Consider the following 21,489-nt stretch of genomic DNA (forward strand, 5'->3'; position numbering starts at 1 on the left):
ATGGTTTAGAAGTTTAGTTTTATTCCAAGGTTACATCTTACGCCGTAATATTCTACCTGCTCAGGACGGTCTTCATTCTTTCCGAAATGATAGATGAGCGGTTTGTTCAGAATATTGTTCACATCCGCATACAGCATCAGATGTTTGGTGAATTGATATGATCCTCCGAAATCTAAGCTGCTGTACTTTCCGTAATAAGAATCATTGATATCGTCTTCCGCGTATTCTACGGCATATTTTCCTTTGTAATTATAAGCCAGTCTTGCATTGAATCCTTTTTTCTCGAAGAAAACCTGTACGTTATACAATTGTTTAGCCTGATAAGGAAGAGCTACTTTTCTTCCGCTTGGTTTTTCCATTTCCGAAGTCATGAACGTTGCATTCAGCTGGGTTCCGAAATACTGAAGAAATCCGGGTAAAAAGTCGAATCTTCTGTTGATTCCTAGTTCAACACCGCCCAGCCATGCTGCATTTCCGTTATTCGGTGCGGTAAACTGTACACCCGTCATTCCATTGTAGTTCCCGATGAAAGAATCCTGGAAAATAGGGTCTGTAATGGATTTGTAGAAAACACCTCCGCTTACGATTCCTACATTGGAAAAATAATATTCTCCCATCAGGTCAAAATTCAGTGAATATGTTGGATTAAGTTTGGGGTTTCCGCCTTTGAATTCATTGTCAGCTTCGCTGTATGTTCCACCGGGTGTAATATCGCCGAAGTTGGGTCTTGAAAAAGTTCTGGTGGCAGCAAAACGAAGATTGGTTTTATCATTCAAAGCATATTTGATGTGTAGCATTGGAAGAACAGCCAGATATTTTTTGGTATGTTCAACAGGTGTCAGAACCTCCTCAACCACATTATATCCTTTTACTCTTGTATTGGTATTGGATAATCTGATTCCTCCTAAAACCGTGATCTTGTCACTCAATTTGTAGGTTCCCATTCCGTAAGCATCCGCATGTTTCTCAAAAACATCAAAGTTTCTTCCCAATGCTTTATTGTATTCCAACGCTTCGGAATCGGTAGGGTTGATCTTCAGATTTCCCTGATTCTGGATCCAGAACTGATCCATACCCGTTGTAGAAAGCACAGGTCCGAAAGTGTTTCCAATGTGAGTATTCATTTCACTTAAATATTTCGGCCCGTTCGCCTGTGTAGTGATGTAGGGTGCGTAATCAGACAGAAGGGGAGCCGTTCCTCCGTTCCAGTTATAGAAAATATCAGAGAATCTGGCATTTCTTTCCTTGTCTCTGTATTTGAATCCGTATTTTAAAGTCAGTTTATCTGATGCATTGATCTCATGATTGAATGCAGCGACGATCTTGTCCTTTTCCTCAACAAAAACTTTGTAGAATTCCAGGTCTGTAAATCTCATCTGCGAAGCATCCATTTTAAAGCCCGGATCGCTGTAGAATCCAAATAAAGCATCCGGGTTTTTATAATCTAATTTTCCTCCGTCTGCTTTCCAGTAAGCTCTCGGTCCGCTTCCGTGGTTGGAAATATAATCAGGATTAATGCCTACGCCGGATTGGGTGTATTTGATGACATAATAAGAATTGTTCTGCTTGTCTGGAATGTTTCCGTATTTGAAACGGTTGTCATAATAGGACAGGTCCCAGTCTATTTTTCCTTTATTTAAAGTATGAACTCCACCTAAGGATACAGAAGTAAGCTCTGTAATCAGTAAGTTGTGGATGTTCTGAAGCTCTACTCTGGCTGTATTGTTCGCAGAACTGAATTTATCAAATCTGATTCTGTGTTTGTAATGCGTCTCATCATCCGAAAGCGTTCCGTACATTCCTTTTACATAAAAGGTGTTCTTGGGAGAAAGAACGTATTCGAAGGCGGCATTCACGCCCGTTGTTTTTCGGACTCCGTTGTAATCGCGGAGTTCCATTCTGAAAACTCCTTCGTCACCACTTCTTCTCGCTTCAAAATTATCGGTAGACCAGTTTCTGATAAAGTGAGCCACATTAAATAAATACCCGAATTTTTTATCTTTTGTTCTGCCTCCGTAAAGAAGTCCGAGATTATAAACGCCTTTGTCAGCTTTTGCATTGTAACCGCTTCCCAAAGTTGCTTTGAACTCTGTTTTCATGGGTGGTGTTTTTGTGATAAAATTCACGCCACCTCCGATTCCGTCTGCTTCCATATCAGGGGTAAAAGATTTGTTTACATGTACATAGGAGATCAGTTCTGTTGGGAAAAAATCAAATGCAGTGGCTCTGGAAGTGGTTTCTTCCTCTGCGGTCGGCAATCTGTTTCCGTTGATGGTTGTAGATGCCCAAAACGGCGGAAGCCCTCTTAAGGAAACAAATCTTCCTTCGCCCTGATCTCTCTCGATGGAAACGCCCTGAACCCTCTGAACGGTTTCTGCTGCATTTCTGTCCGGAAGCTTTCCGATGCCGTCTGAGGCAATGACATTGGTGATATTGACTGCGTTTTTCTGAAGGTTTAAAGCTCTTGCTTCCGTATTTTTCAAAGTTCCGGTCACGACCACTTCGTCAATACTTTTTCTCTGCTGAGATAGCTTTACAGAACCAACATCTACCGTTTCTCCGGATTTCATATCGATGCTGATCTCTGCTGTTTCGTAACCGATATAGCTTATCTGTAAATGATACTGGCCTTCTTTGATGTCATTAACCGTGAATTTTCCATCAATATCTGTAACGGTATTTTTTGATAAACCTTTTATTTTGACCGACGCACCGGGAAGGGGTTGGGTGTCGTCAAAAACAGTTCCTATAATGAGCTGCTTCTGCGCTGAAACAAAAATCGTGATGCAGACAAAAGCAAGGGTAAGTAATTTCTCTAATTGGGTCCTCATTTTTACATATATTAAATTTTCACTGCAAATCAAGCTAATAATTTTAATATATATAAATATTTTGTATTAAGTATTGTTTAACAAATTTGGGGAATTTGTTACTTATATTTTACTTAATTCACCTTTTTAAAAATAGAAGGAAAATATATAAATCGTTCATAAATCCCTTTATTACAGAGCGTTTTGTGCTAATCCGTGAAATGTTTCCTGAATGGCATTTTTAGATAGATAGAGTTCTGCCAGTTAACATAGCGTTAATTTTAGCGGTAAACATAAAATCGAAAAGTTTACTATTTGTAAACTTTTTACCTAAATAAATAAGAAAAGCTTGCGAAAATATGAGATTAAAAGCGGAAAGTTTTTACGTTTCTTATTAACACAAATTAGATAAGGATAAGAAAATAGATTATAACACCTAAAAAGGCGTATTGGAATTTTTAACCATGTCAAGGTTCAAAACCTTGACATGGTTAACAGGGCTGCAAGAACCTAAGATAGTTCAGATTCCCAGACCTTTATTATTTAAAATAAGGCATCCTTAAATGTAAAACTTTGCGTTTAAAATAGGCCGTATTATATAGGAATTTGTAAAATATCAGTACTGTACTATGCAGTATAAAAGTAAAGAACAAGCATAATACAGCTTTCATCGCTGATACTTACCGGAACGTGTGGGAATTTTCCGTTAAAATAAAGGGAATCGCCTTCTTTTAAGATGATTTCTTCGTTGTCGATGATGTATTTCACTTCCCCTTTTAGAATGTATTTAAATTCCCAGGCATCGGTGATTACTTTTTCCCTTTTGGAATTTGGCTCAATGGTGAGTAATACCGCTTCAAAACCTAAAGAATGAAGGCTTTTGCTGAAAATATGCATATACTTAAATCCTTCAGCTTCCACTTCTTTTTCAATGACCTGCTGATTGTCTTTGGGAAGATAAATGAATTTGGCACTGGATTTTTTCTCAACACCTTCAAAGAAATAGCTGGCATCAATCTCCAGAGATTGTATCATATCCAGTAGCACAGGAAGTGAAGGAATGGTTCTTCCGTTCTCGATCCTGGACACAAGGCCGTTGCTTACATTGGCTTTGGAAGCCAGTTCGTTGATGGTTAAATTATTCTTTTTTCTGATATCCTTCAATCTTTTACCGATACCTATTAAAAAATCATTCATAGTGTTTGCAATTTAACCTCAATTATATTCCTTCATTTGAGAGATGAAAAGCAAAGTTAATATTATTCTATATAGCTTCCGCCAACTCCCGGATCAATTCACTGAAAATTGTTATTGAAATTTTTCCCTATTTTTGTGAAATTCCTTATTTCAATGAAAAAGATTATCCTCATCGAAGACGAAACCAGCGTTGTCTCTTTTATAAAGAAAGGACTGCAGGAAAGCGGGTACGAAGTTTCCGTAGCCTTTGATGGCCTTACCGGTGTACAGCTGGTTCAGGCCAACGATTTTGATCTGGTAGTTCTGGATATTATGCTTCCGGAAATGAATGGACTGGATGTCTGCAAAGAGATCAGGAAAACCAATCAGCATGTTCCGATCTTGTTTTTGACTGCACTGGGAACTTCTGAAAATATTGTCCTGGGGCTGGAAAGTGGAGGGGATGATTATCTTGTAAAGCCTTTTAAGTTTATCGAACTGGTGGCGAGAGTCAAATCTCTGCTGAGAAGAAGCAACGGGGTAAGTCCTCAGGAAGTTGCTGAGCCGGAACCGGATAATGAACATGTCTTCCAGTTTTCTGATCTGATCGTTAATGATTACACAAAGAAAGTAACCCGGGGCGGTGATGAGATTTCACTGACTTCCACAGAATACAAACTTCTATTGTATTTCCTGAATAATCCTGAAAAAGTAATTTCCAGAGCTGAAATTCTGGATGCTGTCTGGGGGGTCAATTATGAACTCGGAACCAATGTCGTTGATGTATATGTGAATTACCTAAGAAAAAAATTAGATCATCAGGATGATAATAAACTGATTCATACAGTAATAGGAATGGGATATGTGTTGAAAAAAAACTAAGCAATGTTTAATAAAGTTGTCACCAATCAGACCAAAACGATGATCCTTCTTATGCTGGTGTTTACTGCCATCATTCTGCTTTTTAGTGGATTGGTCTATTTTTCTATTGTCAACTTTTCGCATCAGAGGTTTTATGAACTGCTGAAAATCCGCACAACCACCATCGTTCAGATTGAGAAAAGTAAAGATCACCTCGATCTTCCTGAAAACTACATCCTCAACAGTCTGAATGATGAAGAGCTTCCCATGGAGAGAGATTATGTTTTTGCGGTGCCCACAGATTCCAATTTCAAAAAAATTTCACAGGAAGTTCATATTCCGGATTATTTTTTCAAAAGTATCGTCAGAAAAGGAGAAGCGAACTATAATGATAAAGAGTTTTACTATATCGGACAGACTTTTAAATATGACGATAAAGAATATATCGCCATCGCTTCTGCCAAGAATCATTATGTAATCTATTATCTGGGATTTTTAAAGAGAACACTGATCACTTGTATTGTCCTTTCTCTGTTCTTCAGCATGATCTTTTCTTTTTATCTGTCTAAAACTTTATTCAGACCCATATTAAAAATTACAGGCAAAGTAAAGGAGATCAGTTCAGAAAATCTTCACCTGAGACTGGAAGCCCAGCCTGACAATAAGGAATTGAATGAGCTGGTAGATACTTTCAACGGAATGCTGAACCGTATAGAAACTTCATTTGAAACCCAGAATCATCTGATCGGAAATGTTTCCCATGAATTGAGAACGCCTTTGACATCGATTATGGGTGAGGCTGACGTAGCACTTTCCATCAACAGAACGGCAGACGAATATAAAGATACCTTACAAATCATCCTGGACGAAGCTGAAAAGCTGGATAAAAAAATCAAAGCACTACTCATGATCGCTGAGACCGGTTTCGACGGTAAAATCCAGAAAATGGACAAAGTAAGGATCGATCAGCTGCTTTGGGATGTGATAGAAACCCTCAGAAAAATTGATTCCAGAAACAATATCTATCTGGATATCAGTATGCTTCCTGAGAATCCTAAAAAACTGAAAGTATATGGTAATGAGCAGCTTCTGCATCTTGCAGTGGCTAATATCATCAGCAATGGGTGCAAATATTCCAATTTCCAGCAGGTGAAAGTTTCCCTCGGTGCCACAGATACCGATGTCTATATCATTATAAAAGACTTCGGGATCGGGATTCCGGAAGTCGAGATGAACAAAATCTACGATCCTTTTTTCCGGGCTTCTAATACCAAAAACTACGAAGGCTATGGAATCGGACTTCCGCTGGCCAGAAATATCGTAAGAATGCACCGTGGCGAACTGATCGTAAGTTCCAATGAAAATCAGGGAACAACCGTACAGATGCGTTTTCCCAATTTCTACAGTGCGAGACCGGAAAGTTGAGGCTTAGACTGAGGTAGGGGGAACGAAGGGTTTGAGAGCTGGAGTGTTTTAGGATTTTTGCTAGTGGTCGATTGATGTTGATTGAGTTCCTATCTGACGTCTAGCATCTTTATTCTTTGCTCTTGTTTCTTATAACTTAAATTCACCATTCACTTGCGAAGCAAAATTCACCATTCAAGTTCTTAATCTCAGCCTTATGCTTAAAGTCTCATGTCTGAAATCTGAGATCTTAAATCTTACTTATTTTCCTTTATGTTAACGGGCATTAACAATATTCTAATCTCATTCTAATCTCTTTAATCACATTTTAATTCTATTCCAAAGGGCTTCTAATCTTGCCGCTTTAGTTTTGTATTATCAAAATACGATAACACAAATCTAAATCTAAAAGATATGACTAAAACAATTTTAATCGCCACGGATTATTCTCTTGAGTCACTGAATATATTAAAAAAAGTACTGAAAGAGAAAGAAGCTTCGGAAGACCAAAATCAGTATAACATTCTTTTGGTTTCAGGATATGAGCCCGGAGACTCCATCAGAGATCTTCTTTTCAATACAAAAAATACCATTTTCAATAAGATCAGGCCACAGGAGTTCTGTGATGCCTATGGAATCATCAGGAATAAATATCCTCACTTAATCAATAAGATCATCTGCGATATTTTCACAGGAAGTTTTCAGAGAACTTTTAACAATTATGTGAAAGCAGAGAATATAGAGGAAGCTTACTATTCTCCGGCTATCAAGAGTAAGGGCAAAGGAAAATTTGACATTGCGCCTTATATCAAAAAATGTAAGGATCTGCAGGTTCAGGAAATTAAAGTGGAAATGCCTGAAAGACTTCCGGAAAGAGGAAGACTGGCGGAGATCTTTGTAGAAGTCTAGAAATGAATAAACACAATACTAAAAAATAAAAAAATGTTAAGAAATTATAGTAACAGCCGAACATTGGGAGACAATATCAGATTGGGGACGCTGACTGCATTCACTGCAGGGACTATAAATATTGCTTCCCTGTTAATATTTCTCTCTTTTACCTCCAACGTAACAGGACACTACGCCATATTGGCGGCAGAGATTAGCAAAGGAAACTGGACCCAGGTAGCGGTAGTGGGAGCATGGATTTTTCTCTTCTTCTTCGGAAGCTTTGTGTCTAATTTCATTGTGATCAACTTCAATAAGAGAAGCAAGTATTTCGCACATTCTATGCCTATTGTTCTGGAAATCATGTGTTTATTGTTTGTTGGAATCTATGGACAGTTTTATTATCAGAAAACATTGGAAGAAACAGAATATCTGGTGGCGCTGATGCTTTTTGCAACCGGACTTCAAAACGGCCTTACGGCAAGTATCTCCAATTTCTCGGTAAAGACCACCCACCTTACGGGTACCACTACCGACCTTGGAATTCTGTTTTCTATGTTTACGAAAAAGAAATACAGAAAGAGCGGGGAACTGATCGCAAGAGCAAAACTGCTGATGAGTATCATGGTAGCCTACGTTTTAGGAGCGGTATTCTCAGGACTTACCTACTATTATCTTGAATTCAGGGTATTTTATGTCATCAGTGTATGTCTTTTAATTGTCATCGGATATGATGCTTATAAAATTCATATGAGACACTTTAACACCAAATACCGCTACAGCAGGATTTATAAAAAGCCTACTCTATTAGCGTATTTGTATGATAAGGTCCACGGAATTCCTAAAAGAAAAGAAAAAAGAACGCTTGTTTTTGATGAATAAGCGAAGAGATAAATATCAGTATTATTTTTGTGTAAACTAGCTGTGAACACTCCTTTTCGATGGTAGAGAAGGAGTGTTCTTTTTCAGTTAAAAGAAAGTTATTTTAACGCAAAGGTTGATATTAAAGCGTTTTATTTCTAAGTCTGGAAAGGAGAAATCAATCGAAAATTGATTCGATGAAGCGTACGGATAAAACGGTCGCTTAGTCAGTGGCGAAGCCACAGCTCTTTTGCCCTCCTTAATACTAAAGCAATTCATCATTAAACTTTGCATTAAAAAAAGACAAATTTCTTTTCAATATTTTTTTCCTTTGTCGGGGATAAAAACAGAACAGGACAGCACATTGTGATTAAAATGTTGATAATTAAATTTTAATTCACGGTTTTATTGTTTTAATTCCCGTTTCCATTGACTATTTTTGTAAGTTGATTACAACGTTTTATGTCAGATATTATTCAGCTTTTACCGGATCATGTAGCGAACCAAATTGCGGCAGGAGAAGTGGTGCAGAGACCTGCGTCCATTGTGAAAGAACTTTTGGAAAATGCTATTGATGCCGAAGCGTCTAAGATAGAATTGATTATCAGAGACGCCGGAAAAAACCTGATCCAGGTGGTAGACGACGGCAAAGGAATGTCTGAAACGGATGCAAGAATGGCGTTTGAAAGACATGCTACCTCAAAGATCAAAGGGACGGAAGATATCTTTAAGATCTCTACCAAAGGATTCAGAGGTGAAGCACTGGCTTCTATCGCTGCGGTTTCTCAGGTTGAACTGAGAACGAAGCAGAATGATGCCAAGATCGGAACCAATATCTACATTGAAGGCGGGGTATTTCAGTTTCAGGATCCCATACAGACTGTAGAAGGTTCTAATTTTCTGGTGAAGAATCTTTTCTATAATGTTCCGGCCAGAAGGAAATTTCTTAAAAATAATAATGTTGAATTCAGACATGTTATTGACGAATTCCAGCGTGTTGCGTTGGCGCATGAAAATCTGGAGTTTTCTCTTTTTCATGATGATGAAGCGGTTTTCAGATTAAGAAAAGGAAGCCAGATGCAGCGTATTGTAGATGTTTTCGGACGTAAACTGCAGCCGCAGCTGATTCCTATCAAAGAAGATATTATCTGGTGTAAACTTCATGGGTTTGTTGCCAAACCGGAAGGGGCCAAAAAATCGAGAGGAGAGCAGTTTCTTTTCGTCAACGGAAGGTATTTCAGAAGCCCGTATTTCAATAAAGCGGTTCAGGAAGCTTTTGAAGGACTGCTTCAGCCGGGGTATGTTCCTACATTTTTCCTTTATCTGGAAATGGATCCGGAAAAAATAGACGTGAATATCCATCCTCAGAAAACAGAGGTGAAGTTTGAAGATGAACATCTGATCTTTGCCCTGCTTCGTTCCACCATTAAAAGATCTCTGGGAATTTATAACGTTTCCCCGAGCCTTGATTTTGATAAAGATCCTGAAATGGATGCGATGATGAATAAACCTTTTCCAAGCAAGGGAAACATTGGTGGCGGGATGCTCAAAATGCCTGAAATTATTGTAGACAAAGACTACAATCCATTTATTGAAGAAAGAAATGTACGTCCGGAGGAGATCCAGAATCTTACGGAAATGTACCATCAGAACATTACCGCAGAGCCTTCAAAGATCAATTTATTTGAAGACGAAGATTTCGATGAAGATCTGATGAGGTTGCCGAACGGCTACTGGCTGTTCAATAAGGGAGATGTGACCCTGATGCTTGATTTGGGAAGAATGCACCGATTGGTCGTTGCGGAAAACAACAAAACGTCAAGGAAAAGTAATCTCAATATCAACCCAAACAGCCATTCGTTGCTGTTTTCTCTGGAGTACCATATGAACGAAATAGAGAAGAATAAATACAATTCTTTCAAAAAATTTCTTCCGGAACTCGGGTTTGACATGAAAATTGCTCATGAAAGCGTGCTGAGAATAGATGCACTGCCTGAAGGACTGAAAGAAACCCAGGCGATGAAGTTTCTGGAGAATCTTTTTGAGATCCTTGAATATAAGAGTGAAGAGGAATTTATGCAGTATTATCTGAATCAGTGGAACAAAATGCACTCGAAATCAAGGTTTGATTTTATTTATAAAAAAGATGCGGAACAGGTCATTAAAGATTTTACAGCTTTAGGCTTCCCGGAATTTTTACCGGATGGTAAAAGATGTTTTTATGAAGTTCCGTTTAATGATTTTAAAAACAAGTTTTAAAAATGTTTAACAATATACCGCCCATCACCAGGAATATTATCATTATCAATATCATCGTATTCATTGGGACTTATTTTCTTGGAAATCAGGTAATCGGTTATCTTGCCGGATTTTACCCATTTTCTCCGTTTTTCCATTCATGGCAGATCATTACACATATGTTTATGCATGGAAGCATTATGCATATTTTGTTTAATATGCTGACATTGTACAGTTTCGGACCTATTCTTGAACAAGCTTTGGGAGAGAAGAAATATCTGATTCTTTATTTTCTAAGTGGATTGGGAGCTTTCTTTCTTTTTAATTTATGGAATTTTGTTGAAGCTCAGCAGCTTACGGGTGAGTTGCAGCAGCTTGGATTCAATGTCAATGCCTATTTATCCGGAGCCAGCGTTGGATTTACCGGAGATGCGGCTTCTGTTCTTAAACAAAAAGAGTTGCTGGAAAGCTTTAAAGCAATTGTAACAACGCCTATGGTAGGTGCTTCCGGAGCTATTTTCGGAGTTGTAGCGGCTTTTGCCACTCTTTACCCGGATTCAAAAATCATGATGATGTTTATCCCGGTTCCTATAAAAGTAAAATACCTGATGCCTATCGTGATTGTTGTTTCCGTATACCTTGGTGTTTCCGGAAACGGAGGAGGTATTGCACATCTTGCTCACGTTGGAGGAGCATTGGTTGGCTTTATTCTTGCAAGGATCTGGAGAAAACATCTGTATAGATTCAATTAAAATTCTGTGAAAGTTTTCCGTCTTATCATACTGATCCTGCATGTGGGTATTTTATTCCTGCTGCTGGGTACTTTAATGAATGCTTATGTACCACCCAAAATATTTCCGTGGTTCAATCTGCTTTCTTTAGGGTTTCCTGTCCTTATTATTTTATATGCACTATTGACGCTTTTCTGGCTTTTCAGCTGGAAAAAGAGAACTTTTGCGTTTATGCTGGCGGGGCTGATCTTCATGAACCCTGTACAACGGTGGGTGAATTTTTCATCCGATAAAAAAGAAACAGCGAATCTTAAAATAGTATCCTTCAATGTCAAAGCGGGATTGATGGGACCTACGGATATTGAAAAATACCTGAACAGGGCTGATGCAGATGTAGTCATGCTGCAGGAAGCAGGTAGTAAGATTTCGTTAAAGGGAATGACCGGAATAGGAGACAATGGCGTTTTAAAACTCTTTTCAAAACATAAAGTTGTAGAATCAAAGGAGTTGATCAAGAGTGATTTTTATACGAATAATGCCTATGCATCTCAAACGGATATTGAAATTAAAGGAAAGGTATATCGTTTTATCAATGTGTATCTGGAGCCTTTTAAATTCGAAAAAGGAATGGTTAAAATAGATGGGGTTAAAGAAGAGGATGAGCAAAAACTGAAAAATATTGTGAAAAGACTTATTCCTGTCTTCAAAAAGCATCAGGACCAGGTGGATACGATCAATGAGGAAATTGAAAATTCTCCTTATCCTGTCATTATTGCCGGAGATCTTAATTCTGTTCCGAATTCTTATGAATACTATCACTTAGGAGATGGACTGGACGATGCCTTTGTAAAAGCAGGGAAAGGCAGTGCTACAAGCTTTCACGACTATAAATTTCCGATCAGAATTGATTATATTTTTACATCAAAAACAGTACAACCTTTGACCTATACCGTAGACCGAAGTGTAAAGCTTTCAGATCATTATCCTGTAATTGCAACTTTTTCACTAAATCATTAACAATCATAAAATTAGTTAAAGCTTTGGCGCTTGGTAGGATTTTTGATTGAGGAAGGACATACCCTAGATTGTTTTTTCATGAAGCCGAGCCAGTTGTTATTATTTGTTCATATTGTTGTTGCCGTGTTGCTATTGTGCACATTGGGAAATGCATGGATTCCGCCCAATTTTATGGGCTCACTTAATCTTCTTTCTCTTGGTTTTCCTTATCTGTTTATCGTATATTTTCTCTTAACGCTCGTTTGGGTGATCAAAAGAAAGAAAATAGCCATTGCTTTCGCCTTTGGACTGCTTCTTTTTTACAATCCGGTAAGACGATGGGTCAATTTTTCCCCAAAAACAGAAAGCTTAAAATCGATAAGAGATATTAAAGTGCTTACATTTAATGTAAAATACGGAGATTTCGGTTGGGAAAAAGTGAAAAAATATATTCAGGATCAGGATGCTGATATTATTTTGGTTCAGGAAAAAGACACGAACAGAGCGATCAGAAAAGATATGGTAAAATACCCTTCTGTTATTCTCAAGACAAAGCATAAGATTGTAAGACAGGAAAAGCTTATCGAAGAGCAGGCAAGAGGTAATTCTTTCTATGCCGATATAGATATCAACGGAAAAATCATTAGAGTAGTCAATGTATATTTAGAGCCTTTCAGGTTGCACAAGTCAATGCTTAAATTTGACGGTTTTGCCAAGGAAGGCGGAAAAATTGCTAATCTGCTTTCTCATATGACGCCTACGTTTCAGGCTCATGAAGATCAGATCAGGAAAATCAGAAAAGTAATTGATTTTTCACCTTATCCGGTGATTCTGGCGGGTGATTTTAATTCTGTCCCTAATTCCTATGAATATTATAATCTTGGGAGAGATCTTCAGGACGCATTTCTTACCGTAGGAAACGGAGCTTCTACCAGTTTCCATGACTATAAGGTACCTTTGAGAATTGATTATATCTTTACGTCAAAATCTATCATTCCTTTAAGCTATAAAGTGGACCACTCTGTAAAATTATCGGATCACTATCCTGTAATTGCAGAATTTCTGCTAAATTAGTTCCATGAAAAATTTACTGTCTGCAGTTTTTATGATATCCCTTGTAATGGTAGCCTGTTCAAAGAAAGAGACGCCTGGTTTTGCGGCTGATCAGGAAATGAAAATCCATTATGATACAGCAGCGGTTGATTCGTTTTCTGCGGGAGCAACGTCTGTAGATATTGTACGTCAGATCAGAATGTCTTCACAGAAGTACCAGGACTCCATCAAACAGGCTGAAAAACTTCAGAAAGAAGAACAGAAACTGAAGGAAGAGCTGGAAAAAGAAAATAAAAAGAAGCTGGAAGAGGAGAAGAAAAAGACAGAAACCGATAAGAAAAAGGCTACTCCTGAAACTTCGCCAGCGACTGGAACAAAGACCAATTAACCCTCACTCACATTAAAAAACATTTATAAAAATATAAAATATGAAAAAACAAATCTTAGCAGCAGCGGCAATAGCTTTACTTGCTGTATCGTGTACAAAATCTACTACTAAAACAGAACAGGTAGAAAGCGCCGACGGATCAGTAACCACCACTACGACCACCGTTTCTGAAACGCCTTCTCAAATGGTAGATTCTGCTAAAATAAACAAAGCTAAACAGGATGTGAAATCCAAAGTAGATGAAGCCGGAAATAAAATAGACAATGCCGCTCAGAAAACGAAAGAAGACCTTAATAAAGCTGGAAAAGACATCAAAGCCGGAGCAAAAGAAGTTGGACAGGATGTAAAAGAAGCCGCTGCAAAAGGGGCTGCAAAAGTAGAAGAAGGGGCAAAGAAACTGAAGGAGGATTTAAAGAAATAGTCCCTATACAATACAGAAAACGCAGTCGGGATTACGGCTGCGTTTTTTTTATGTTCATTTTTTTGAAGAATAAGATTGAGGTTAGAAGTTATATTGGAAAGCTATTCTTCATTTTTTTTATCTGTTAAGTTCCAGTAACGGATCAATATATTCTCTGTCGTTGCTGAGTCTTGGTACTTTATTCTGTCCTCCGAGTTTTCCTTTACCCTCAAGCCATTGATAGAAAAGATCAGGTTTGGCAATATGAACAATAGGTCTTTTCAGGGTCAGGTTATTGTATCTTTTTGCTTCATAATCTGAATTGATTGTTTTTAAGTGATGATCGAAGGCATCTGTAAAACGTTCCAGATCATCCGGGTGGTGGCTGAATTCAAAGATCCACTCGTGGGCACCGCCTTCATTCTCTTTCATGAAGACTGGTGCACCTGTAAAATCCGTAATACTTGCTCCGGTAACTTCACAGGCTTTTGAAAGGGCAGATTCTACATTGGTGATCATCAGCTCTTCCCCGAATGCATTGATATAATGTTTGGTTCTTCCCGTAATTTTAATTCTGAAAGGGTTGATTGAAGTAAATACAACTGTATCACCAATCAGGTATCTCCAAAGTCCGCCGTTGGTGGTAATCACCATCGCGTAATTTTTTCCCACTTCAACATCTTCGAGACTGACTACTTTCGGGTTGGAAAAATGAAACTGATCCATTGGAATGAATTCATAAAAAATACCATAATCAAGCATCAAAAGCATTTCATCACTGTCTGACCTGTCCTGGATCCCGAAGAAGCCTTCAGAAGCATTGTAAATTTCGTAGTAATTGATCTTTTTACCGATGATCTGTCTGTATTGGTCCTTGTAGGGCTTGAAACTGATTCCACCGTGAAAAAACACCTCTAAATTGGGCCAGAGTTCAGAAATGCTTTCGCTTCCGGTTTCTTTTAAAACTCTTTGAAGAAGAACCAGCATCCAGCTGGGTACGCCAAGGATACTTCCCACATCTTCATTTTTCACTTCAGAGGTGATGGCTTTAAGCTTGCTTTCCCATTCAGACATCAGAGAAACCTTTTTGCTTGGGGTGGTGGTGATCTCTACCCAAAAAGGCAGGTTGTCAATTAAAATAGCAGAAAGATCCCCGAATTTGGTGTTGAAATCTGCGTGGAGCTCTGAACTGCCTCCCAGACGTAAGTTTTTATTGGTGAACAGCTGATTTTCCGGATGATTATTGGCATAAATGGAAACCATATCCTTTCCTGCCTTCATATGGCAGTATTCAAGACTTTCCGTGGAAATAGGGATGAACTTGCTCTTTGCATTGGTCGTTCCGGATGATTTGGCAAAGTGTTTAATGTATCCTGGCCAGCTAACATCCTTGTGTCCCTGTCTTGCTCTTTCAATAAAAGGCTCAAAATCTTCATAGGTAACGATAGGAACCTTGTTTTTAAAATCCTGATAGCTGGAAATTGAATTGAAACCATATGCTTTGCCGTACTCAGTATCCTCCGCATGAAACAGCTGAGAAAAGAGTATACCTTTCTGAGTTTCAATGGGATGATCCATGAAATTCTGAATCTGATCGATCCTTTGGCGGATAAACCAGTTGACGACAGTATTGAAAAGTGCCTTTGTTGCCATTCCAACAAATATAATAATATTTGGATTTTTACAGAATTTTTATCGTGTTAAATAAAAAAACCGTTACATATCATGTAACGGTTCAGTATTTAGCTTTATTGTTTCTTAGCAATACTCATCAAAAGCTGCCTGAAGATTGGCTGCAATAGCACCTGCAGGGTTTCCTTCAATGTGGTGTCTTTCAAGCATGTGAACCAATTCTCCATCTTTGAAAAGCGCTACACAAGGAGAGCTTGGAGGGAATGGAGCAAGATGTTTTCTTGCTTCTGCTACAGCTTCTGTATCAAATCCTGCAAAAACAGTTGTTAAATGATCAGGTTTTTTATCTCCTGTCAAAGAATATACCACACCTGGTCTTGCTGCACCTGCCGCACATCCACATACTGAATTGATAACCAATAGAGTTGTTCCTGACTGCTTTAGAGCCTCCTCTACCTGTGCTGGAGATGTTAGATCTTCGAAACCTTTATCTGTAAGTTCTGCCTTCATTGGCATTACTAAATCTGTTGGATACATATATTTTGTTTTTTATCACTACAAAGTTAAGCAATTCTTCGCTTTTGTTCAATATATAAAAACTATCAATCGTTTAGTCAGATAAAATTAATACAATATTAATATTACAATAATATTAAAAAAAATATGAAGTAAAATTATGAATAACAAGAATTATTTATTAAATTTGAAATGATTCTGAAAAACAAACGACCATGAAAAAAACATTTACTGCTTTCCCTCGAGCGTTCCAATTATTTAATACGGCATGATGACGTAGTTGAATAACCACTTATTTAGTTTTGAATGATGATAAACTGAATTAATAATTATGAATATCCAAAAATGAATCCCGGAACGTGAACGCTCCGGGATTCTTTAATCAAATCGATATGCAAAGGTTGGATATCCTGTTTTATGAAAGAAGCTTTTTAGCCATCTCGGAAATACTTTTTCCGTCTGACTTTCCTGCTAATGCTTTTGAAGCAGCTCCCATTACCTTTCCTAGGTCTTTGGCAGACTCAGCTCCGGTTTGGGAAATAATATTCTTAATTTCTGTTTCCAGTTCTTCCGGGCTCAGTTGCTTAGGCAGAAACTGTTCAATTACTTTCGATTGTGCCACTTCTACTTCTGCAAGGTCATTTCTTCCCTGGGCTGTAAACTGTTCGAAAGAGTCTTTACGCTGCTTGATCATTCTCTGAAGAATGGCAATTTCCTGTTCAACAGAAACTTCAGCACCTCTAGCTTCCGTTTTTAGATTTAAAATCTGAGCTTTTACAGCTCTCAGAGAATCCAGAGCAACTCTGTCTTTTTCTCTCATCGCTGTTTTAATCGCTTCGCTTATGGTATTTTCTAAACTCATGGTATATAATTTATCAATGTAAAAGTGTATCAATGTACCAATTTGAACAAGCAATTGTTACACTGTTAAATTGATACATTGTTACATTATTTAGTCAACATCTTTATTTAAAAATCTGTTTTCTCTTACCTGCATAGATCCATTGTTGTCAGACAGATAGGTGTTGATATTCTGGTCTGATGCGTTGTTTCCGTCGATAGAGATATTCTTTCTTTTGAAAGCCGGAACAGATTCGAATTCGCTGGTACTGTCGAAACTTTGGTAGCGTGAGTTGAATTCTTTTAATTTATTTCTTCTCTCCACAATTCTTTCCTGATCAACTGCTTTATTCACAAAAGTGAATTCTGATTCTGCAGATTTTGGCGTTTGAATTTCTGTTTTTTCTTCAAAAGCAGGCTTTGTTTCAGCTTTTGGTTCTTCATATCTTGTCTGGAAGATGGCTTCAGCTGCCTGAACAGGAATTTCAGTTACTGCACCGGCAGGAGCGGTAAACTCTGCTTTGGGCTGTCCGTAATCTGTTTTAGGCTCGTTGGATGAAGGCTGATTGTTGACAAAGAAACTGAACTCAACAGGTTTTTCGTTTGAGAAAGCATTCGTAGCCGGTGAAGATGGAGTATCGTCTTTTCTGGAATCAAAGTCAAATTTGAAAGATTCAATTTCCAGATCATTTGGATCTTCTCCTTCTTCATCATAAGAGAATAAGCTGTAAGACTCTTCTTCCTGTTCTTCTTCATTTCTCCAGTCACGAGAAGCGTTGTTAGGCGTATCTTGTTCTTTATCAAAGAATTTTATTTCTGTTTTAATCTGCTCTTCCTCAATAATCATTTTTTTTTCAGAAGACTTCATCCCGAATTGCGGAGCATCGCTGTCCTCATCATCCAGTCTGAATGTGTGCTTTCCGCCGAATTCACGGTTTGTTTCAGAAGTTGTTTCTCTTTCTTCTCTTGTTTTAAAAGGAGAGGTTTTTGGAGCATCAAAACTGTCATTCAGACTGATTCTGATCTTCTCAGTAGGACCCGCAAATCTTTTGCTGTCGTTTGAAAAACCTGTAGCGATGACAAGAACGCTTACAGAATCTCCTAATTCTTCATCAGCACCGACTCCGAAAATAATATCTGCGGTATTTCCTGCTTCTTTCTGGATGTGGTCCATAATAACCCCGATCTCATCCATGGTTACTTCTTCAGCACCACTTCTGATCAATAGAAGAACGTTTTTAGCACCGGTGATCTTGTTGTCATTCAACAACGGAGAATCCAGTGCCTTTTTAACTGCTTCTTCGGCTTTGTTTTCTCCAGAGGCAATTCCTGTAGACATCAGGGCTGTCCCAGAGTTCTGAAGTACAGATTTAGCATCTCTAAAGTCAATGTTTACATCAAAATAACCGGTAATAACTTCTGCCATTCCTTTGGCGGCATTGGTTAAAACTTCATCGGCTTTTGAGAATCCCTGTTTAAATCCAAGGTTTCCGAATTGCTGTCTCAGTTTATCGTTATTGATCACAATCAGTGAGTCAACATTATTTCTTAGTTTTTCAAGACCAATCTCGGCTTGTTCAAGTCTTCTTTTACCTTCAAAGCTGAAAGGAACGGTAACAATACCTACCGTCAGAATTCCCATATCTTTAGCTACCTTGGCAATGACCGGAGCTGCTCCGGTACCTGTACCACCGCCCATTCCGGCTGTGATGAATACCATCTTGGTATTCTGGCCCATGCACGCTTTGATGTCTTCGATGCTTTCAATAGCCGATTTTTCTCCTACTTCAGGATCTGCTCCTGCCCCCAATCCTTCAGTAATGGTGGTACCAAGCTGTACTTTATTGGCAACGGGGTTATTATCTAAAGTCTGGGCATCTGTATTACAGACCACGAAATCTACTCCGTAAATTCCTTTTTCGTACATGTGCTTCAATGCGTTGTTTCCACCGCCTCCTACACCGATTACTTTTATAATGGATGAATTTCCTTTTGGCAAATCAAATGAAAATCCTTGTGTATCTATATTTTCCATAACTATGCTTTTTATAATTGACGATTGATGAATGATAATTGATGAGTGATAAAGGGCTCGATGCAATAAGCGGTCTGCTTTTTATTTATCAATTATCAATAATCTTCTATCATTTATATTTTTACTCTACTTCTTCAAAGAATTTTTTTACTTTTTCCATAAGCGACTGCCCGAACGTGAGCTTCGCTCTTCTGTTTTCCTGCTGCTGGGTAACAACGGCCTGTTGCTCCTGAACTATAGCTGTCGGCTGAATTGGCTGAACTGTTTCTGTCTGTACTTCAGCGGTTTCTGCTTTAGCAATTTCTTCTTCTACGAGCTCTTCAGCTTCAGCCCCCTGCTTTTTGTCCCGAATCTTTAAACTCTCCATCAGCAAGCCGATTGAAGTAGCAAATTCCGGACCTTTCAGGTACTGGTTTTTATCGTTGGCAATATATTCATTGGCAAAACCAATTCTGCTGTCAAAACCTGTGGTATAATTGGCCAGCTGACGAAGGTGTTTCAAGTTGGATCCGCCTCCTGTAAGGACAATCCCTGCGATCAGCTTTTTCTTTTGTTCAAATGCTCCGTAGGCTTTTAATTCGGTGTTAACCATTTCCAGAATTTCTTCTACTCTGGCATTGATGATCTGTGCCAGGGTTTTAAGAGAAATTTCCTTGTCCGGTCTTCCGTGAAGTCCAGGAATGGTAACAAATGTACTGTCTTTTTCCAATTCCGGAACAGCAGAACCGAATTTTACTTTCAGTTGTTCTGCGTGTTTCTCAATGATGGAACATCCTTCTTTGATATCTTCCGTAATAATACCGCCTCCGTAAGGGATTACGCAGGTATGGCGAATGATATTGTCTTTGAAGATAGCAATATCTGTAGTCCCGCCTCCTATATCTACAATAGCAACGCCGGCTTCTTTTTCTTCTTTGGTCAGTACGGCTTCTGAAGATGCCAGAGGTTCAAGCGTAAGGGCTTCCATTTCAAGGCCTGCTTCTCTTACACATCTTGCGATGTTTCGGATGCTGCCCATTTGACCTACTACCACGTGAAAATTGGCCTCTAAGCGTTTTCCATGCATTCCAACGGGTTCCTGTATTTCGCCTTCGGAATCCACTTTATATTCCTGGGGAAGGACATGGATGATTTCCTCTCCGGGAAGCATGACCAGCTTTTTTACCTGATCTTTCAGTGCTTCGATGTCGTCGTCCGTAATAAATTTGTCCGGATGCTCACGCATAATATAGTCGGAATGCTGCAGAGAACGGATGTGTTTTCCTGCAATACCTACCGTAACTTTACGGATGGGAACTCCTGCGCTGGATTGTGCTTCAGAAACGGCGGCCTTGATTGAATTAATGGTTTGTGAAATATTATTCACAATCCCTTTATGAACTCCAAGACTTTTGGCCTTCCCGACCCCGAGAATTTCTATCTTCCCGTGTGCATTCCTCCTTCCGACTATCGCGACAATTTTCGTTGTCCCGATGTCCAGACCTACTGAATACTCTTGATTTTCCATTTTATGTCGATTTGATTTTTTTCTACTTTTTCATGTCAGGGAACGTGTCCCGTTTTTTTAATCAAACTGGATGTTATCCAATTATATGCTAAATTGTCCCTTTGGGACTCTTTGTTATTCTATTTTTACTTTTGCTTTAGGCTTTGCAGCTGCGGGCTTTTTCTCTGTTTTTTTAGTTTCCTTTGGTTTGGCGGTCGTTTTTGGTTTTATTTTTTCCTTCGGTTTTACAGAAGGGGCTTTTGCTTTTTTAGTTTCTGCCACTTTAGGCATGGCTTCCGGTTTTTTGGCTGCGGTCAGCAACGGGGCCTTTGCCAGTTCCAGATTTCCTGCTTTCAGAATACTGTCGTTTTCTTTGAAATAAGGATTTAAAGTGGTTACAATCTGGTTCTGGTATTTTACAGAGACCATGCTGTACTTTTGGGGGTCCTGGAATACCAGATATTTTTCTACAAAAGTTTTTAAACCTTTTACCTTAAACTCTATATTGTCTAGATCTCCTATTTCCACCTTATAATTTCCATCACTGGTCAGAAGATTATAATCGCCTTTGCTTTTTGAAATTCCTATAAAAAACTTTTTGCTGAAATCATCTTTATCAATTTTTTCAACCAGTTCTGCCAGTTTTTCATATTCATCCGGTTTTACATCTCCGGTTACCAGCATACATGGGTGAGAATAGGTCCTGGAAATAGGAAATTCAGTTCCTTTTTCATCCACATAAAAGTCTCTGCCGTCTTTATTTAATCTGAATACAGGGACTCTCTGTTTGATATCCAGATAGAGTTTTCCGTTCAGGTTCAAATAGACATTGGCACTGTCTACCGCAGGAAGAGAATTAATTTTCTTTTCAAGTACGGGAATATTCAGGTCTCCCACTTTTCCGGAAGGGTTTTCTTTTTTTACAATTTCCCGGATATCTTTTTCATCAATGAAATAGACCGGAGTTTTTTCATTCATTTTTACAGAAATCTTATTGTCCGTAATCTTCTGGCCGCTGAATCTCTTCAATGAGAAACTCAGCAGTAATCCGAGGATGATCACTGTGACAGCAATTTTTAATATTCTGTATTTATTTTTCATAATTTTTGTACAATGTAAAAAGTACAGTGTACTATTGTATTTTAATTAGTTACTTTATTAAATGGTCTCTCTA

The 21,489-nt window shown here is 38.4% G+C and carries 18 protein-coding genes; 10 read left to right on the plus strand and 8 right to left on the minus strand.

What is annotated here, in order from left to right; genetic code table 11:
- Window positions 1-5 precede the first annotated feature (5 nt).
- Together EG346_RS06770 and EG346_RS06775 are read right to left on the minus strand one after the other, a co-directional pair.
- The gene (locus EG346_RS06770) at window positions 6-2,831 is read right to left on the minus strand and encodes a TonB-dependent receptor (RefSeq protein WP_123877634.1); all 2,826 of its coding nucleotides are present in this window, start codon (window positions 2,829-2,831) and stop codon (window positions 6-8) included.
- A 606-nt stretch (window positions 2,832-3,437) separates the two neighbouring features.
- The gene (locus EG346_RS06775; protein WP_083563885.1) at window positions 3,438-4,007 is read right to left on the minus strand and encodes a helix-turn-helix domain-containing protein; all 570 of its coding nucleotides are present in this window, start codon (window positions 4,005-4,007) and stop codon (window positions 3,438-3,440) included.
- Between the two features lie 153 nt (window positions 4,008-4,160).
- Between EG346_RS06775 and EG346_RS06780 the strand changes: the two genes are divergently transcribed.
- The 10 genes from EG346_RS06780 to EG346_RS06825 all read left to right on the plus strand — a co-directional run bounded on the left by EG346_RS06780 (window position 4,161) and on the right by EG346_RS06825 (window position 13,827).
- The gene (locus EG346_RS06780; protein WP_123877636.1) at window positions 4,161-4,868 is read left to right on the plus strand and encodes a response regulator transcription factor; all 708 of its coding nucleotides are present in this window, start codon (window positions 4,161-4,163) and stop codon (window positions 4,866-4,868) included.
- 3 nt (window positions 4,869-4,871) lie between these two features.
- Window positions 4,872-6,272 (plus strand): HAMP domain-containing sensor histidine kinase, encoded by a 1,401-nt coding sequence (locus tag EG346_RS06785; RefSeq protein ID WP_073328618.1) that lies wholly within the window; start codon window positions 4,872-4,874, stop codon window positions 6,270-6,272.
- 393 nt (window positions 6,273-6,665) lie between these two features.
- Window positions 6,666-7,160: a hypothetical protein gene (locus EG346_RS06790; protein ID WP_123877638.1), complete on the plus strand. Its 495-nt coding sequence runs from the start codon at window positions 6,666-6,668 to the stop codon at window positions 7,158-7,160.
- 33 nt (window positions 7,161-7,193) lie between these two features.
- Complete coding sequence (locus EG346_RS06795; RefSeq protein ID WP_073328623.1) at window positions 7,194-8,021, plus strand: YoaK family protein; 828 nt, start codon at window positions 7,194-7,196, stop codon at window positions 8,019-8,021.
- A gap of 441 nt (window positions 8,022-8,462) precedes the next feature.
- Window positions 8,463-10,259, plus strand: coding sequence for a DNA mismatch repair endonuclease MutL (mutL, locus tag EG346_RS06800; RefSeq protein ID WP_123877639.1), 1,797 nt, complete (start codon window positions 8,463-8,465; stop codon window positions 10,257-10,259).
- A gap of 2 nt (window positions 10,260-10,261) precedes the next feature.
- Window positions 10,262-10,990: a rhomboid family intramembrane serine protease gene (locus tag EG346_RS06805; RefSeq protein WP_073328628.1), complete on the plus strand. Its 729-nt coding sequence runs from the start codon at window positions 10,262-10,264 to the stop codon at window positions 10,988-10,990.
- A gap of 6 nt (window positions 10,991-10,996) precedes the next feature.
- Window positions 10,997-11,986 carry an endonuclease/exonuclease/phosphatase family protein gene (locus EG346_RS06810; RefSeq protein WP_123877641.1) on the plus strand — a complete coding sequence of 330 codons (990 nt, stop codon included), beginning with the start codon at window positions 10,997-10,999 and terminating at the stop codon, window positions 11,984-11,986.
- Between the two features lie 78 nt (window positions 11,987-12,064).
- Window positions 12,065-13,039 (plus strand): endonuclease/exonuclease/phosphatase family protein, encoded by a 975-nt coding sequence (locus tag EG346_RS06815; protein ID WP_123877643.1) that lies wholly within the window; start codon window positions 12,065-12,067, stop codon window positions 13,037-13,039.
- A 4-nt stretch (window positions 13,040-13,043) separates the two neighbouring features.
- The gene (locus tag EG346_RS06820; protein WP_073328636.1) at window positions 13,044-13,406 is read left to right on the plus strand and encodes a hypothetical protein; all 363 of its coding nucleotides are present in this window, start codon (window positions 13,044-13,046) and stop codon (window positions 13,404-13,406) included.
- 40 nt (window positions 13,407-13,446) lie between these two features.
- A complete protein-coding gene (locus tag EG346_RS06825; RefSeq protein ID WP_073328638.1) occupies window positions 13,447-13,827 on the plus strand; it encodes a hypothetical protein in 381 nt (126 codons plus the stop codon).
- Between the two features lie 117 nt (window positions 13,828-13,944).
- Here EG346_RS06825 and EG346_RS06830 read toward each other — a convergent pair whose 3' ends face one another.
- The 6 genes from EG346_RS06830 to EG346_RS06855 form a co-directional block, all read right to left on the minus strand.
- Window positions 13,945-15,459 (minus strand): GH3 auxin-responsive promoter family protein, encoded by a 1,515-nt coding sequence (locus EG346_RS06830; RefSeq protein ID WP_123877645.1) that lies wholly within the window; start codon window positions 15,457-15,459, stop codon window positions 13,945-13,947.
- Window positions 15,460-15,564: 105 nt separating this feature from the next.
- Window positions 15,565-15,975 carry a BrxA/BrxB family bacilliredoxin gene (locus tag EG346_RS06835; RefSeq protein ID WP_073328644.1) on the minus strand — a complete coding sequence of 137 codons (411 nt, stop codon included), beginning with the start codon at window positions 15,973-15,975 and terminating at the stop codon, window positions 15,565-15,567.
- A 394-nt stretch (window positions 15,976-16,369) separates the two neighbouring features.
- Entirely contained in the window at window positions 16,370-16,816 is a 447-nt protein-coding gene (locus EG346_RS06840) for a GatB/YqeY domain-containing protein (RefSeq protein WP_123877647.1), read from the minus strand.
- A 90-nt stretch (window positions 16,817-16,906) separates the two neighbouring features.
- Window positions 16,907-18,829: a cell division protein FtsZ gene (gene ftsZ / locus EG346_RS06845; protein ID WP_073328648.1), complete on the minus strand. Its 1,923-nt coding sequence runs from the start codon at window positions 18,827-18,829 to the stop codon at window positions 16,907-16,909.
- A gap of 121 nt (window positions 18,830-18,950) precedes the next feature.
- Entirely contained in the window at window positions 18,951-20,336 is a 1,386-nt protein-coding gene (gene ftsA / locus EG346_RS06850) for a cell division protein FtsA (RefSeq protein WP_123877648.1), read from the minus strand.
- 114 nt (window positions 20,337-20,450) lie between these two features.
- A complete protein-coding gene (locus tag EG346_RS06855) occupies window positions 20,451-21,416 on the minus strand; it encodes a cell division protein FtsQ/DivIB (RefSeq protein ID WP_123877650.1) in 966 nt (321 codons plus the stop codon).
- Between the last annotated feature and the right edge of the window lie 73 nt (window positions 21,417-21,489).

This window comes from Chryseobacterium carnipullorum (assembly GCF_003815695.1).
Taxonomy (GTDB): domain Bacteria; phylum Bacteroidota; class Bacteroidia; order Flavobacteriales; family Weeksellaceae; genus Chryseobacterium; species Chryseobacterium carnipullorum.